The sequence below is a fragment of the Variovorax nivicola genome (assembly GCF_051216475.1).
Classification (GTDB): domain Bacteria; phylum Pseudomonadota; class Gammaproteobacteria; order Burkholderiales; family Burkholderiaceae_C; genus Variovorax.
Genome location: NZ_JBPJZK010000004.1, coordinates 191,984 through 207,829, shown reverse-complemented (window position 1 = coordinate 207,829; position 15,846 = coordinate 191,984). Strand labels below are relative to the sequence as shown.

The window sequence follows — 15,846 nt, the reverse complement described above, 5'->3', positions numbered from 1 at the left end:
TCGGATTCTTGAAACCGCGAAACGGGTGATCACTTCCCGATGAAATCTTTCGCGCTCAAAGCTTCACGTGAAATGTTTTCACCCGGAAAGCTGTCTCTGAAATTGTTGAAACAGCTTGTACATTGATTCGGAGTTTGCGATTGTTTCCTGAGGGATTCGATCGCTGCCGATTCATTCAAGACGTGGAGAAGTTCATGAGCACGGTCGATCCCCAGGGCGCCGCATCTGCCCTTACCTCGGGTCAGATGGCGATGTGGCTCGGCGCGAAATTCGCCTCGCCCGACACCAACTTCAATCTAGCGGAAGCCATCGAGATCGACGGCTGGATTGACCCCGCCGTCTTCATGGCCGCCATGCGGCAGGTGACCGAAGAAGCCGAGGCCACGCGCCTGAGCTTTGCCGACACCCCGCAGGGGCCGCGCCAGATTGTCGCGCCGGCTTTCATGCGCGAAATGCCCTACCTCGACTTCAGCGGCGCAGAGGACCCGGTCGCCGCCGCGCAGTCGTGGATGCACGCCGACTTCAGCCGCAAGGATGATCTGGCGCGGGACCAGCTCTGGATGTCCGCGCTGATCCGCATCGCGCCCGAGCGCCACATCTGGTACCACCGCAGCCATCACATCGTGCTCGACGGCTTCGGCGGCGGGCTGCTCGCACGGCGCTTCGCCGACGTCTACACCGCGCGCATCAACGGCACCGAAGTGCCCGAGGCCTCGCGCATCGCGCCCATCTCGCAACTGGCCGAGGAAGAGAAGGCCTATCGCGAGTCCGGCCGCTTCCCGCGCGACCGCCAGTACTGGACGGAACGCTTCGCCGACGCGCCCGATCCGCTGAGCCTTGCTTCGCACCGCTCGGTCAACGTCGGCGGCCTGCTGCGCCAGACCGCGCACCTGCCGGCCGCCAGCGTGCGGGCTTTGGCAGACATCGCGCAGCAACTGGGCACCACGCTGCCGCAGATCCTGATCGCCACCACCGCGGCCTACCTGTACCGCGCCACCGGCATCGAGGACATGGTGATCGGCATTCCCGTTACCGCGCGCCACAACGACCGCATGCGCCGCGTGCCGGCGATGGTGGCGAATGCACTGCCGCTGCGGCTCGCGATGCGCCCGGACCTGCCGGTGCCGGAGCTCATCAACGAAGTCGGCCGGCAGATGCGGCAGATATTGCGGCACCAGTCGTACCGCTACGAGCACCTGCGCAGCGACCTGAACATGCTGGTCAACAACCGGCAGCTGTTCACCACCGTGGTCAACGTCGAGCCCTTCGACTACGACTTCCGCTTTGCCGGGCACGCCGCCAAGCCGCGCAACCTGTCCAACGGCACGGCCGAGGACCTGGGCATCTTTTTGTACGAGCGCGGCAACGGGCAGGACCTGCAGATCGACTTCGATGCCAATCCCGCGGTCTACACCGCGCAGGAGCTGGCCGATCACCAGCGCCGGCTGCTCGCCTTCATGACGGCGGTGATCCGCCAGCCCGACCAGGCCATCGGCCACATCGACCTGCTGCAAGCAAGCGAGCGCGAGCAACTGCTGGTGACGTGGAACGACACGGCCCATGCGGTGCCCGACACCAACCTCACCGCGTTGATCGAGGCGCAGCTCGCCGCCAACCCGCAAGGCATCGCATTGCGCTTCGCCGGCGAAGACATGCGCAACGACGAACTCAACCGGCGCGCCAACCGTCTCGCGCACCTGCTGCGCGCACGCGGCGCGGGCCCGGAGCGCACCGTGGCGCTGGCCATTCCGCGTTCGCTGGACCTGATGGTGGCCTTGCTCGCCACGCTGAAGACCGGCGCCGCCTACCTGCCCGTCGACCCGGACTTTCCGCAGGACCGCATCGCCTTCATGCTCGGCGACGCACGGCCGGTGTGCCTGGTCACCACTGCGGCGCTCGCGGAGTCGCTGCCGGCCGACGCCCCGAAACTTCTGCTCGATGTAGCGCAAACGTTTGCGGATCTGGCGAATTGCGCCGAGACCGACCCCGCCGTCGCGATCGATCCCTCGCACCCGGCCTATGTGATCTACACCTCCGGCTCCACCGGGAAGCCGAAGGGCGCGGTCGTGTCGCACCGCGCCATCGTCAACCGCCTGCGCTGGATGCAGGACCGCTATGGCCTGCAGGCCGACGACCGCGTGCTGCAGAAAACGCCGTCGAGCTTCGACGTGTCGGTGTGGGAATTCTTCTGGCCGCTGATCGACGGCGCCACGCTGGTGCTGGCAAAGCCGGGCGGCCACAAGGACGCGGCGTACCTCGCGGGGCTGATCGCCGACGAAGGCATCACCACGATCCACTTCGTGCCGTCGATGCTGGAGGTTTTCCTGCTCGAACCCATGGCCTCCGCGTGCACCTCGTTGCGGCGCGTGATCTGCAGCGGCGAGGCCTTGTCGCCCGCGCTGCAGGCGCAGTTCCAGCAGCGCCTGCCGTGCGAGCTGCATAACCTCTACGGGCCGACCGAGGCAGCAGTCGACGTCACTTCGTGGGAGTGCCCGCGCACGCCTGAAGACGAGCTGTCGTCAAAGAGTGTGCCGACCGTTCCGATTGGCCGCCCGATCTGGAACACGCAGATGCACGTGCTCGACAGCGGCCTGCAGCCGGTGCCGCCCGGCACGACCGGCGAGCTGTACATCGCGGGCGTCGGCCTTGCGCGCGGCTACTTGAACCGGCCGCTGCTGAGCGCCGAGCGTTTCATCGCCAACCCGTACGGCGAACCCGGCAGCCGCATGTACCGCACTGGCGACCTCGCGCGCTGGCGCAGCGACGGCAGCCTGGACTTTCTCGGCCGTGCCGACCAGCAGGTGAAGATCCGCGGCCTGCGCATCGAGCCGGGCGAGATCGAATCGGCGCTGCTGCAGCATCCGCAAGTCGCACAGGCTGCGGTGATCGCGCGTGAAGACGTGCCGGGCGAGAAGCGGCTGGTGGCCTATGTGGTGGCGGCCGATGCGTCCGATCCGCAGCCGACCGAACTGCGCACCCACCTCGCGCAAACGCTGCCCGAGTACATGGTGCCCTCGGCCTTCGTCGGCATGCCGGCCTTGCCGCTCGGCCCGAGCGGCAAGCTCGATCGCAAAGCGCTGCCGCCGCCCGAACTGCAGGCGGCCACGCCCTATGCCGCTCCTCGCACGCCCACCGAAAGAATCCTCGCGGGGCTGTGGGCCGAGACGCTGCACCTGCCGCGCGTCGGCATCAACGACAACTTCTTCGAGCTCGGCGGGCACTCGCTGATGATCGTGCAGCTGATCTCGATGATCCGCCAGCAGTTCATGATCGACCTGCCGCTGGACACGCTGTTCCAGGTCTCCACCATCGCCGGCCTCGCCGAACTGCTGGACCAGGCCTCGCAGGCGCGGCCCAGCCTCACGCCGATGCCGCGCCCGGCGCGCATTCCGCTGTCGTTCGCGCAGCGCCGCCTGTGGCTGATGAACCAGCTCGAGAACGCGAACCCGGCCTACAACATGCCGCTGGCGCTGCGCCTGTCCGGTGTGCTCGACCGCGCTGCGCTGCAGGCTGCGCTGGACGACCTGGTGCAGCGCCACGAAAGCCTGCGCACCATCTATCCGAACGAAGACGGGCTGCCATACCAGCAGGTCCTCGACGGCGCGCAGGCGCGTGCGTTGCTGATCGAGGCCGACAGCAGCGAAGACGAAATCGCCGCCCAGCTGCACGCAGCGGCCCGCCTCGGCTTCGACCTGGGCAGCACGGCCCCCTTGCGCCCCCATCTGTTCAGGCTGGCCGCCGACGAGCACGTGCTGCTGCTGCTGACGCACCACATCGTCGGCGATGGCGCCTCGCTGCTGCCGCTGGCGCGCGACCTGAGCATCGGCTATGCCGCGCGCAGCGAAGGCAAGGCGCCGGCCTGGACGCCGCTGCCGCTGCAATACGCCGACTACGCGCTGTGGCAGCAGGAACTGCTCGGCAGCGAAGACGATGCCGACAGCATGGCCGGCCGCCAGCGCGAGTTTTGGCGCGAGACACTGCGCGACCTGCCCGAGCGGCTGAGCCTGCCGGTCGACCGCCCGCACCCGGCCGTTCCCAGCTACCACGGCGACGTGGTGCCGATGCAGATTCCGCAGCATGTTCACGAGCGCATGCTGCAGCTGGCGCGCGACGGCCAGGCCAGCGTCTTCATGGTGCTGCAGGCCGCGCTCGCGGGCCTGCTGAACCGGCTGGGCGCGGGAGACGACATCGTCATCGGCACGCCGGTCGCCGGCCGCAGCGATCACGCGCTGGACGACCTGATCGGCTGCTTCGTCAACCCGCTGGTGCTGCGCACCGACACCTCGGGCCAGCCGGGCCTGCGCGACCTCGTCGCGCGGGTGCGGGCCACCAACCTTGCCGCGTATGCGAACCAGGAGTTCCCGTACGACCGGATCGTGGAACTGCTGCGGCCGCAGCGTGCGGGCGCCAACCTGCCGCTGTTCCAGGTCATGCTGGGATTCCAGCAGGGCGGCAACCGGCTGTCCTTCAGCCTGCCCGGCCTGTCGATTACGCCGCAGCCGGTGGCTGTGGACACCGCCAAGTTCGACCTGTCGTTCATCCTCGACGAGCTGCGTGGCGCCGATGGTCTGCCAGGCGGCATTGCCGGCGGCATCCAGTACAGCACCGACCTGTTCGACCGCGGCACCGTCGAAGCCATTGCGGCGCGACTGGTGCGCTTGCTGGAGCAGGCTTGCGATGCGCCAGACGCCGCGCTGGGCAGCCTAGACATCCTGAGCGAAGAGGAAAACCGGCGCCTGCTCGCCGACTGGAGCGGCAGCACGCTCGACATCGCGCCGCTCTCGCTGGCCGCCATGGTGGAGTCGCATGCCGCCGCGCGTCCGCATGCAGCTGCGGTGGTGCTCGACGACGCGACGGTCAGCTACGCCGCGCTCGACGTGCGGGCCAACCGGCTTGCGCACCTGCTGCGGGGCCGGGGCATCGGTGCCGGTGCCATCGTCGCGACGGTGCTGCCGCGTTCGCTCGACCTTGTCGTGGCGCACTTGGCCATCGTGAAGGCAGGCGCGGCCTACCTGCCCATCGACCCGAACCACATGGCAGGGCGCAGCACCTTCGTGTTCGCGGAGGCGGCGCCTGCGGGCGTGCTGACCCATGCATCGCTGCTGCCGGAGCTGGCCGGCATTCCGCATTGCCTGGCGCTCGACAGCGACGAAACGGTCGCCGCGCTGGCGATCCAGTCGGACGACCCGGTGGCGCAGTCGCGAGCGGTCGATCCGCGCGATGCCGCCTACGTCATCTACACCTCCGGCTCCACGGGTCTGCCCAAGGGCGTGGTGGTGCCGCATGCGGGCCTGAGCAGTCTTGGCGCTTCAATGGCGCAGCGCTTCGCCATCGGCGACGACTCGCGTGTGCTGCAGTTTTCTTCCAGCGGCTTCGACGCTTCGGTGATGGACCTGCTGATGGCCTTCCACGCCGGAGCCGCGCTGGTGGTGCCGGGCGCGCAGCAACTGCTGGGCACGGACCTGGCCGAGCTGCTCGACAGGCAGGCCGTGAGCCATGCGCTGATTCCGCCGGCCGCGCTGGCCACCCTGCCGCACGGCGAATTCCCGCACCTGCAGACGCTGGTGGTGGGTGGCGATGCCTGCCCCGCCGCACTGGCCGCGCGCTGGTCGCAGGGCCGCCGCATGATCAATGCGTACGGCCCGACGGAAATCACCATCTGCGCGAGCACGAGCGCACCGATGAATGCCGAAGAGGCGCCGTCCATCGGACAGCCGGTCTGGAACACGCGGGTGTACGTGCTCGACGACAGCCTGCAGCCGGTGCCGCCCGGTGTCGCGGGCGAGCTCTACATCGCCGGCAGCGGCCTGGCGCGCGGCTACCTGAACCGCCCGCTGCTCAGCGCCGAGCGCTTCATCGCCAACCCGTTCGGCGAACCCGGCAGCCGCATGTATCGCAGCGGAGACCTGGTGCGCTGGCGCGCCGACGGCAGCCTCGACTTCCTGGGCCGTGCCGACCAGCAGGTGAAGATTCGCGGCTTCCGCATCGAGCTGGGCGAGATCGAATCGGTGCTGCTGCAGCACCCGTTGGTGACGCAGGCGGCCGTGATCGTCCGTGAGGACGTGCCGGGCGAGAAGCGCCTCGTGGCCTACGTGGTTGCCGCAGCCGATCCACAGCCGATCGAGCTGCGCGCCCACATGGCAAAGGCCCTGCCCGACTACATGGTGCCCTCGGCCTTCGTCCACCTGCCGTTCCTGCCGCTGACGCAGAGCGGCAAGCTCGACCGCAAGACGCTGCCCGCGCCCGAGCAGCAGGCCGCTGCGCCGTATGCCGAACCCCGCACGCCCACAGAAAGGCAACTGGCCGCGCTCTGGGCCGAGACGCTGCACCTGGAGCGCGTCGGCATCCACGACAACTTCTTCGAGCTCGGCGGGCATTCGCTGATGGCCATCCAGCTCGGCATGCGCGTCCGCCAGCAGGTGCGCTCGGACTTTCCGCATGCCGAGGTCTACAACCGCCCGACCGTCGCCGAGCTGGCCGCCTGGCTCGACGACTCTGCCGGCACGGCCGAGGCGCTGGACCTGTCGCGCGAACTCGACCTGCCCGCGCACATCCGCAGCCAGGATGCTTCGCCGCCGCTCGCAGCGAAGCGCGTGTTCCTGACCGGCGCCAGCGGCTTCGTCGGCAGCCACCTGCTGGCCGCGCTGCTGCGCGATACATCGGCCTGCGTGGTCTGCCACGTGCGCGCCGCCGACGAAGAAGCGGGCAAGCGCCGCCTGAAGCTCACACTGGCCCAGCGCCAGCTCGGCGCGATCTGGGACGACGCGCGCATCAAGGTCGTGACCGGCGACCTCGGCAAGCCGCTGCTCGGTCTCGACGACAGCGCCGTGCAACTGGTGCGCGACGGCTGCGACGCCATCTACCACTGCGCCGCGCAGGTCGACTTCCTGCATCCCTACGCCAGCCTGAAGCCCGCCAACGTCGACAGCGTGGTCACGCTGCTCGAGTGGACGTCGCAAGGCCGGCCCAAGAGCATGCACTACGTCTCGACGCTGGCGGTGATCGACCAGAACAACAAGGACGGCACCGTCACCGAACAGTCGGCGCTGGCTTCCTGGAGCGGGCTTGTCGATGGCTACAGCCAGAGCAAGTGGGTCGGCGATGCGCTGGCCCGCGTGGCGCAGGCGCGCGGCATGCCGGTGGCGATCTATCGGCTGGGGGCAGTCACCGGTGACCACACCCACGCGATCTGCAACGCCGACGACCTGATCTGGCGCGTGGCGCATCTCTATGCCGACCTGGAAGCGATTCCCGACATGGACCTGCCGCTCAACCTGACGCCGGTGGACGACGTGGCGCGCGCCATCCTCGGCCTTGCAGGCCAGCAGGCATCGTGGGGCCAGGTGTTCCACCTGATGAGCCAGGAAGCGCTGCGGGTGCGCGACATTCCGCCGGTGTTCGAACGGCTCGGCATGCGGCTCGAACCGGTGGGGCTCGAGCCCTGGCTGGAGCGTGCGCATGCACGGCTCGCCGTTGGGCAAGACCGCGACCTTGCGGCGGTGCTGGCGATTCTCGACCGCTACGACACCTCGGCCACGCCACCGCAGGTCAGCGGCGCGGCCACGCATGCGCAGCTCGAAGCCATCGGCGCCGCGATCCGGCCGGTGGACCGCGAGCTGCTGCAGCGCTACTTCGTCGATCTCGGCATCGACACCAAGGCACGCCGTGCCCTGGAAACCAGCGCTTCATAGGAGACCCGACATGGCACGCTATCTCATCGCGGCAACCGCATTGCCGGGACACGTGTTGCCGATGCTGGCCATCGCGCAGCATCTGGTGAACCTCGGGCACGAGGTGCGGGTGCACACCGCGAGCCGGTTCCGGGCGCAGGCCGAGGCGACCGGCGCGAGCTTCACCGCCTTCGACACCGCGATCGACTTCGACTACCGGGAGCTCGACCAGCGCTTTCCGCAACGCCAGCGCCTGCCGTCGGCGCACGCGCAGCTGTGCTTCGGCCTGAAGCACTTCTTTGCCGACGCCATGGCCGCGCAACGGGCCGGCCTGGGCGCGATCCTGGAGAACTTCGAGGCCGATGCCATCGTGGTCGACACGATGTTCTGCGGCACCTTCCCGCTGCTGCTGGGGCCGCGCGAGCATCGCCCGGCGATCGTTGCCATCGGCATCTCGGCGCTGCCGTTGTCCAGCTGCGACACGGCCTTCTTCGGCACCGCGCTGCCGCCGTCGTCCACGCCGGAAGGGCGCGTGCGCAACCGGGCGATGAACGCCAACCTCAAGCAGGCGATGTTCGGCGAGGTGCAGCGCTACTTCGATGCGCTGCTGACGTGCGCGGGCCTGCCCGCGCTGCCGGACTTCTTCATCGACGCCATGGTCAAGCTGCCGGACCTGTATCTGCAGCTGACGGCGGCGTCCTTCGAATACCCGCGCAGCGACCTGCCCGCCTCGGTGCGCTACGTCGGCCCGCTGCTTGCGCCCGCCAGCCGCGACTTCACGCCGCCCGACTGGTGGCACGAACTGGACGACGGCCGCTCGGTGGTGCTGGTCACGCAAGGCACGCTGGCCAACCAGAACCCGGCGCAGCTGATCGGCCCGACCCTGCAGGCGCTGGCCGGGGCGAAGGACGTCCAGGTCATCGCCACCACCGGTGGCCCGTTGCCGGCCGCGCTGAACATGGCGGTTCCCGCCAACGCCCGCGTGCTGCCGTTCCTGCCCTACGACCGGCTGCTGCCCAAGGTGCACGCGATGGTGACCAACGGCGGCTACGGCTCGGTCAACCATGCGCTGAGCCTGGGCGTGCCGCTGGTCGTGGCCGGAGCCACCGAGGAAAAGCCCGAGATCGCCGCGCGCGTGGCCTGGTCGGGCGCGGGCATCAACCTCGGCAACGGCCAGCCGAGCGCACGCCAGATCGGTGACGCCGTGCGCAGGCTGTTGAGCGAACCCAGCTACCGCCAGCGTGCGGGCGTGCTGCGCGAAGACTTCGCGCGCCATCACGCATTGACCGAAATCACCACGGCCCTCGTGGCGCTGCGCGAGGCAGCTCCCGAGTCCGTGGAAATGGCTTGAACGCCTGAACCCCTTCAAGGAAATCGACCATGAGCAATCCGTTTGACGACAAGAACGCCACCTTCCTGGTGCTGGTCAATGAAGAAGGCCAGCACTCGCTGTGGCCTAGCTTCATCGAGGTGCCTGCCGGCTGGGAAGTCGCGCTGGCCGCGACCGACAGGGCGGCCTGCAGCGCTTTCATCGAAGCGAACTGGACCGACATGCGGCCGCGGTCCCTTGCGGCCAGGGATCTCGATGCCGCCAAGGCATGAGGGTGTTTGCCCTGCATCGGCGCGGCGCTGCCTGGGCGTATGCGTCGCGGTTCCGGTCGCCCGCGGCCGATGACTTGAACAAGGAACGCACCGAGCCGGCGGTGGGAGAGGTCGGCGTTCTTGCGAAGGCGCCTGGAGCAAGAAGGCAACAACAGAGCAGGCCGCGCCAGCGATGAGCGTCTTGTCCGTCTGGCCGTATTTCGTGCTCGTACTGGTTGTGCTCGGTGCGCTGGCGCTACCGGTTTTCCGCGCGGCCGACGAGCCACCGCAGCGCGACCAGCGCACCGCGACGCTCGACGGGCTGCGCGGCTTTCTCGCGCTGAGCGTGTTCGTGCACCACCTGATGGTGACCCACGGCTACATCGAGCGCGGCGAATGGACGTTTCCACACTCGGGCTTCCACACCCTGCTCGGGCAGGTCGGCGTGACGGTCTTCTTCATGATCACCGGCTTCCTGTTCTGGGGGAAATTGCTCGACGCCAAGGGCCGGCCGGACTGGACGAGCCTCTACATCGGCCGGCTCTGGCGCATCGGTCCGATGTACCTGGTGGCGGTGGGCCTGATGTTTCTCATCGTCGCCTGGAGAACCGGGTTCGAGCTTAAGGAGCCGGGCTGGTCCGTACTGGGCGAGATGCTGCAGTGGCTGGCCCTTGGCATCGTGCCGATGCAGCCCGACATCAACGGCTATGACGGGACAAGGTTCATCCTCGCGGGCGTGACGTGGACAGTCTTCGTGGAATGGTTGTTCTACGGATCGCTCCGGCTGATGGCGCCGCTCGCGCGCGGCGGGCGGACGCCGCGCTTCGTCGCCGGCGTCTTGTTGCTGTGCCTGCTGGTGCTGACGTTCTCCGCGCTTTCGCCGGACGGTTCGCTTTGGCAGCCGACGCTTTTGCTTGTGGTCGGTGCCCTGGCGTGGGTGCTGGCGTCGTTCTTCATGGGCATGCTGTCGGCTTGGCTCGTCCGGCGCGATGGCACGAGCACGGTGAGGCTGCGGCTGCCGGAATGGGCGGCTTCGCTGCTCGCCCTGGTCTGCCTCGGCGCCGTGTTCCTCTGGTTCGAGCACATGGTCGGCCCCATTCAGGCCTTGCTGCTCTGGGCCTTCTTCCACCTGGTCTGCCGCGGCAGCACGCTGTTCGGCCTGCTGGCCACGCGCGCGGCCCGGCGCATGAGCACGGTGAGCTACAGCATCTATCTGCTGCAGGGGCTCGTTCTGAGCCTGATCTTCTCGGCACAGCCGGTGCGCGATTTCGCGATGACCGGCGCGCTGCAGTACTGGCTGGTGGGCATTCTTTGCGCGCTGCTGCTCGTGGCTGCCTCGGTCGTCAGCTACCGCCTGGTCGAGAAGCCGGGTATCGCGCAAGGCAAGCGCGCGCGATCGGGCCTGCGCCAGCTGCCCGCCGCACAGGTTGCGCGGCCCTGAGAGGAGCGGATCTGCGCTCTCCAAGACCCCAAGCCTGCCGGGTCACACACCCTTGCGCATAATTGACGCAAGCTATGACTCTCACCGAACTCAAATACATCGTCGCAGTAGCCCGCGAACGGCACTTCGGCAAGGCGGCCGAGGCCTGCTACGTTTCCCAGCCGACTCTCTCGGTCGCGATCAAGAAGCTCGAGGACGAACTCGAAGTCAAGCTCTTCGAGCGCAGCGCCGGCGAAGTGACCGTCACCCCGCTGGGCGAGCAGATCGTGCAGCAGGCGCAGAGCGTGCTCGACCAGGCGGCCAGCATCAAGGAAATTGCCAAGCGCGGCAAAGATCCGCTGGCAGGCCCGCTGAACCTGGGCGTGATCTACACCATCGGGCCGTACCTGTTGCCAGACCTCGTGCGCCAGGTGATCGCGCGTACGCCGCAGATGCCGCTGGTGCTGCAGGAGAACTTCACCGCCAAGCTGCTCGAGATGCTGCGCGCCGGCGAGATCGACTGCGCCATCATGGCCGAGCCCTTTCCCGACACCGGCCTTGCAATGGCGCCGCTGTATGACGAGCCCTTCATGGCGGCGCTGCCCAACAAGCACAAGTTTGCCGACCGCGAATCGATTACCTCGGAAGAACTGCAGAGCGAGACCATGCTGCTGCTGGGCACCGGCCACTGCTTCCGCGACCACGTGCTGGAGGTGTGCCCGGAGTTCGCGCGCTTCTCCAGCAATGCCGAAGGCATTCGCAAGAGCTTCGAGGGCTCCTCGCTCGAGACCATCAAGCACATGGTGGCTTCGGGCATGGGCGTGACGCTGGTGCCGCGCCTGTCGGTGCCGGCCGAGGCGATCAAGCCCAAGGTCAAGGGCCGCAAGGAGCCCGAGCAGATGGTGCGCTACCTGCCGGTGCGCGATGCGCACGACCGCGACCCACCAACGCGCCGCGTGGTGCTTGCATGGCGGCGCACCTTCACGCGCTACGAGGCAATTGCGGCGCTGCGCAACGCGATCTATGCGTGCGAGCTGCCGGGCGTCAAGCGCCTGTCGTAGATCGCTGGGATAGAGTCACGCTGTTGCGAAGCCGCGTGCCGGCTTTCAGAATTCAGGTGTTCTCCCCTCCAAATTGAAGAAAGACCTCCCGCCATGGCCAAAGACTCGAAAAAATCATCGCCTGCTTCCTCTGCCGGCAAGGTGCCCAAGAAGGGCGGCGCGGTGGTTGCGCAGGAGTCGGGTAGCCGCAACGCGCCGATCATCAACATCGGCATCGAGCGCCAGGACCGCGCCGCCATCGCCGAAGGCCTGAGCCGCGTGCTGGCCGACACCTACACGCTCTACCTCACCACGCACAACTTCCACTGGAACGTGACGGGCCCGCACTTCAACTCGCTGCATGCGATGTTCATGGGCCAGTACACCGAGCTGTGGGGCGCCACCGACGTGCTGGCCGAGCGCATCCGCGCGCTGGGCCACTATGCGCCGGGCTCGTACGCCGAGTTCAGCAAGATCGCCACCGTGCCCGACGTGCCGCAAACCCCGCCCAAGGCAATGGAGATGGTGCGCATCCTGGTGAAGGGCCACGAAACCGTGTCGCGCATTGCGCGCGAATTCATTCCGGTCGCCGAAGAAGCCGGCGACGACCCGACGGCCGACATGCTGACCGCGCGCTGCACGGTGCACGATCAAACGGCCTGGATGCTGCGTTCGCTCCTTGAAGACTGAGCCCGCTCCCCCCGTCACTGCGCCCGCGCCTCCTCGCGGGCGTTTTGCGTTGTATCTCGACCTGATCCGCTGGAACCGTCCTGCGGGCTGGCTGCTGCTGCTGTGGCCGACGCTGGGCGCGCTCTGGTTTGCGGCGGGCGGCTGGCCCGGCTGGCACCTGCTGGTCGTGTTCACGCTCGGCACCTTTCTCATGCGCAGCGCGGGCTGCTGCGTCAACGACGTGGCCGACCGCGACTTCGACCGTCATGTGAAGCGCACGGCACAGCGGCCCGTTACCAGCGGAGCGATGTCGGTCAAGGAGGCGCTGGGGCTGGGCGTGGTGCTGGCGCTGGCGGCCTTCGGCCTGGTGCTCACGACCAATCGCACGACAGTGCTGTGGTCATTCGCGGCGCTGGCCATCACGCTGATCTACCCGTTCGCCAAGCGCTTTGTCTCGGTCCCGCAGGCGGTGCTGGGCATCGCCTTCAGCTTCGGCATTCCGATGGCCTTTGCGGCGGTGCAGTCCACCGTGCCGGTCTTTGCTGCGTGGCTGCTCGCGGGCAACCTGTTCTGGGTGCTGGCTTACGACACCGAGTACGCGATGGTCGACCGCGACGACGATCTCAAGATCGGCATGAAGACCTCGGCCATCACCTTCGGCCGCTTCGACGTGGCGGCAGTGATGGCGAGCTACGCGATCTTCCTCGCGGTCTGGACCTGGGCCGGAGCGAGCCGTTCGCTGGGCGTGCTGTTCTACGTTGGCATTGCCGTGGCCGTGGCGCAGGCGCTGTGGCACTGGCAGCTGATTCGCGACCGCACGCGCGAAGGCTGCTTCAAGGCCTTTCGCCTGAATCATTGGCTGGGCTTCACGGTGTTTGCCGGCGTCGTGGCCGGCTACGCCGTTCACTGAGAGCGCGCGCATGCTGGAACGACTGACGCAGAAGATCGGCCAGGAGGGCTTCTCCGAATGGCACCGCATCACGCAGGAGATGGTCGATCGCTATTCGGAGCTGTCGGGCGACGGCGAAGGCGAGTGGATTCACCTCGACCCCGAGCGCGCGGCGCGTGAGGCGGGCTACGGCGGCACCATCGTGCAGGGCTTCTTCCAGGTCTCGCACCTGATCCGGCTGACCGGCGAAGCCATGCGCACGCTGCTGCCCTTCGATTCGAACCATGCACTCAACTACGGCTTCGACCGCCTGCGCTTCGTGCGGCCGATGCCGGTGGGCGCGCGCTTCAGGGCACGAGTGCGCATCGCGGAAGTGACAGCCAAGCCCGGCGACAGCTTTCTGCTGAAGGAAGAAGTCTGGCTCGAGCTCGAAGACGGCACCGTCACGCTGGCCGCCGAATGGCTGTTCTTCCTCGGGCCGCGCGCGCTGCCTGAGGCCTGAAATCAGTCGCGGCCGAATTCCTCGCCCAGCTCGGCGGCGCGCTTCTGTGCCGCGCGGATCGCGGTCTTGAATTGCGTTTTCACGTCGGCAGCCTGCAGCGAGGTGATGGCCGCGTAGGTCGTGCCGCCCTTGGAGGTCACGCGCTCGCGCAGCACCGAGGGCGGCTCGGTTGCGCTATGCGCCAGCGCCGAGGCGCCGGTGAAGGTGCCGATGGCCAGCCGCTGGGCCTGGTCGGGCGTGAGGCCCATCTCGACGCCGGCCTCGGTCATCGCCTCGATGAAATAAAACACGTACGCCGGGCCCGAGCCGGACATGGCGGTCACGGCGTCGAGCGCCGGTTCGGCGTCGACCCAGATCAGTTCACCGGTGGGCGCCAGCAACTTCGCGACCGTCGAGCGGTCGGTGCTCTCGACGCCAGGCCGGGCGAACAGGCCGGTCATGCCCTTGCCCACCAGCGCGGGCGTGTTGGGCATGGCGCGCACCACGCGTTCCGTGCCCAACCAGCGGGCGATGCTGCCGGACGGAATGCCCGCGGCCACGCTCAGGTGCAGGGCGTCTTCGGCAAAGTCGCGCACCGCGCGAGCGGCTTCGGCAAAGGTCTGGGGCTTGACCGCCCACACCACCACGCCGCAGCGCGACAGAGCCTCGCCCGCCTCGGCCTTCGCGACAATGCCGAAGGACTGGGCCAGCTTCGTGCGGGCCTCCTCGAAGGGCTCGACCACCTCGAACGCATCCGCCGGGGTGCCTTGCTGGATCAGCCCGCCGATGATGGCGCTGGCCATGTTGCCGCCTCCGATGAAGGCGACGGGGGGCAGCGGCGCGGGGCCGGTGCGGGGCAGGAAGGTCACGGCGATGGTCATGGTCGGTCGGCGTATTCGAAGGCTGCGAACTGGGTGATTTGAAGCGGATTGAAATTGTCGTCGCTCACGACCACCAGCATGCGCTTGCCGTTCGGCAGGGGCGGTCCCCAGCACATGCCTTCGGTGTTGTCGAGGCGGGACAGGCCGAGCGCGGCGAAGTCGGCCACCAGCGTCTTGGCCGCCGGCCGGTGGCTGCCCGGTGCCAGCGTGTCGACCGCGAGCACGTCGCTGGCGGCGCGGGTGTCGATTTCGTAGAGGCGCAGCGAATTGCCGGTACCCGTGGCGTAGGCGCGCTCCAGCACCAGCATACGGTCGGCGTCGAGCATCAGGATCTCGCTCACGCCGTTGTCGGCGTAGCTGCCGGGAATCAGCGGGCGCAGCGGAATGGCGTCGGGGACGTAGGCGATCTGGCGGTCGGCCTGGCCGGTTTCCAGGTCGATCCGGGTGAAGCGGCAGGGGCCGCCGGGCGCGCTGGTGGTGGGTTCGGGGCCGTCCTGGACCAGGGCGCTTTCCATCGCCAGCCAGGCGAAACGGCCGTCGGGTGAGAGGGCGAGGCCTTCGAAAGTCTGGTTGTCGCGCGGGCCGCGGCGCAGGGCCGGGTCGGGCTGGAACATCGCCGGCATCGGGAATTCGTGCAGGAAGCGGCCGTCGCGGGTCGATTCGTACAGCGCGGGGCCGAAACCGCGGGCGATGTCGCCCTCGCTGGTCCAGAGCGGGGTGTTGGTCGCCGGGCGCAGCCGCAGGGCTTCTGGGTCGGGCACGGGGAGCCCGTCGACTGCGTGGCGCCGGTTCGGCCAGGGCCCGCCGCCGGGGCGTTGCAGCTGCACCACGCCCGTTGGCTCGGGCTGTTGCATGGCCTGTGGGAGGGGCCAGCGGGCGACGTAATAGCGCACGGGCGCCAGGTCTGACCGGTCATCGCTGATGAGCAGGTACTCACCTCGAATCGGGTCGTAGTCGATGCCGGAGAGGCCGCCGGCCACGGTGCCTTCTATATGTAGGCGATGGGGCCAGCGCGCCTCGCCAATGCGGCGCAGCCGGCCAGGGTCTGGATTCGGAGTCGCGCTCTTGCAGCCAGCCAGGCCCAGCGCTACCAGGCTGGCCCCGCTCGCCAGCAGGTGACGTCGCTGGAGCAACGAGGGCGGAAAGGGGGATTTCAGGGGCTGGCGCACGCCCCGGAGTCTAGTGGCAGCGCGAGATGGTGTAATGGGGTTGTTG

Annotated in this window: 10 protein-coding genes; 8 read left to right on the top strand and 2 right to left on the bottom strand. The window is 68.2% G+C overall.

All coding sequences use genetic code 11. The features are described from left to right. Positions 1–194 precede the first annotated feature (194 nt). The 8 genes from ACSFBF_RS17695 (at position 195) to ACSFBF_RS17660 (ending at position 13,771) form a co-directional block, all read left to right on the top strand. The gene (locus ACSFBF_RS17695; protein WP_435469155.1) at positions 195–7,691 is read left to right on the top strand and encodes a non-ribosomal peptide synthetase; all 7,497 of its coding nucleotides are present in this window, start codon (positions 195–197) and stop codon (positions 7,689–7,691) included. 10 nt (positions 7,692–7,701) lie between these two features. Further along, positions 7,702–9,021: a glycosyltransferase gene (locus tag ACSFBF_RS17690; protein WP_435469153.1), complete on the top strand. Its 1,320-nt coding sequence runs from the start codon at positions 7,702–7,704 to the stop codon at positions 9,019–9,021. Between the two features lie 29 nt (positions 9,022–9,050). Continuing rightward, a complete protein-coding gene (locus tag ACSFBF_RS17685) occupies positions 9,051–9,272 on the top strand; it encodes an MbtH family protein (RefSeq protein WP_435469151.1) in 222 nt (73 codons plus the stop codon). A gap of 172 nt (positions 9,273–9,444) precedes the next feature. Continuing rightward, the gene (locus tag ACSFBF_RS17680; protein ID WP_435469149.1) at positions 9,445–10,692 is read left to right on the top strand and encodes an acyltransferase family protein; all 1,248 of its coding nucleotides are present in this window, start codon (positions 9,445–9,447) and stop codon (positions 10,690–10,692) included. 74 nt (positions 10,693–10,766) lie between these two features. Continuing rightward, entirely contained in the window at positions 10,767–11,732 is a 966-nt protein-coding gene (locus tag ACSFBF_RS17675) for a LysR substrate-binding domain-containing protein (protein WP_093059408.1), read from the top strand. A 93-nt stretch (positions 11,733–11,825) separates the two neighbouring features. Further along, complete coding sequence (locus ACSFBF_RS17670) at positions 11,826–12,401, top strand: Dps family protein (RefSeq protein ID WP_435469146.1); 576 nt, start codon at positions 11,826–11,828, stop codon at positions 12,399–12,401. Next, positions 12,391–13,290, top strand: coding sequence for a 4-hydroxybenzoate octaprenyltransferase (gene ubiA, locus ACSFBF_RS17665; RefSeq protein WP_435469144.1), 900 nt, complete (start codon positions 12,391–12,393; stop codon positions 13,288–13,290). Before ACSFBF_RS17670 ends, ubiA begins: the two co-directional genes overlap by 11 nt. 10 nt (positions 13,291–13,300) lie before the next feature. Next, the gene (locus ACSFBF_RS17660; protein ID WP_435469142.1) at positions 13,301–13,771 is read left to right on the top strand and encodes a MaoC/PaaZ C-terminal domain-containing protein; all 471 of its coding nucleotides are present in this window, start codon (positions 13,301–13,303) and stop codon (positions 13,769–13,771) included. Positions 13,772–13,773: 2 nt separating this feature from the next. Here the strand turns inward: ACSFBF_RS17660 and proC are convergent, their stop codons facing one another. Both proC and ACSFBF_RS17650 read right to left on the bottom strand, forming a co-directional pair. Next, a complete protein-coding gene (gene proC, locus ACSFBF_RS17655; protein WP_435469140.1) occupies positions 13,774–14,631 on the bottom strand; it encodes a pyrroline-5-carboxylate reductase in 858 nt (285 codons plus the stop codon). Further along, positions 14,628–15,764, bottom strand: a complete 1,137-nt coding sequence (locus ACSFBF_RS17650) for an esterase-like activity of phytase family protein (protein WP_435469138.1) — start codon at positions 15,762–15,764, stop codon at positions 14,628–14,630. The genes proC and ACSFBF_RS17650 overlap by 4 nt, the downstream gene beginning before the upstream one ends. Positions 15,765–15,846: the final 82 nt, after the last annotated feature.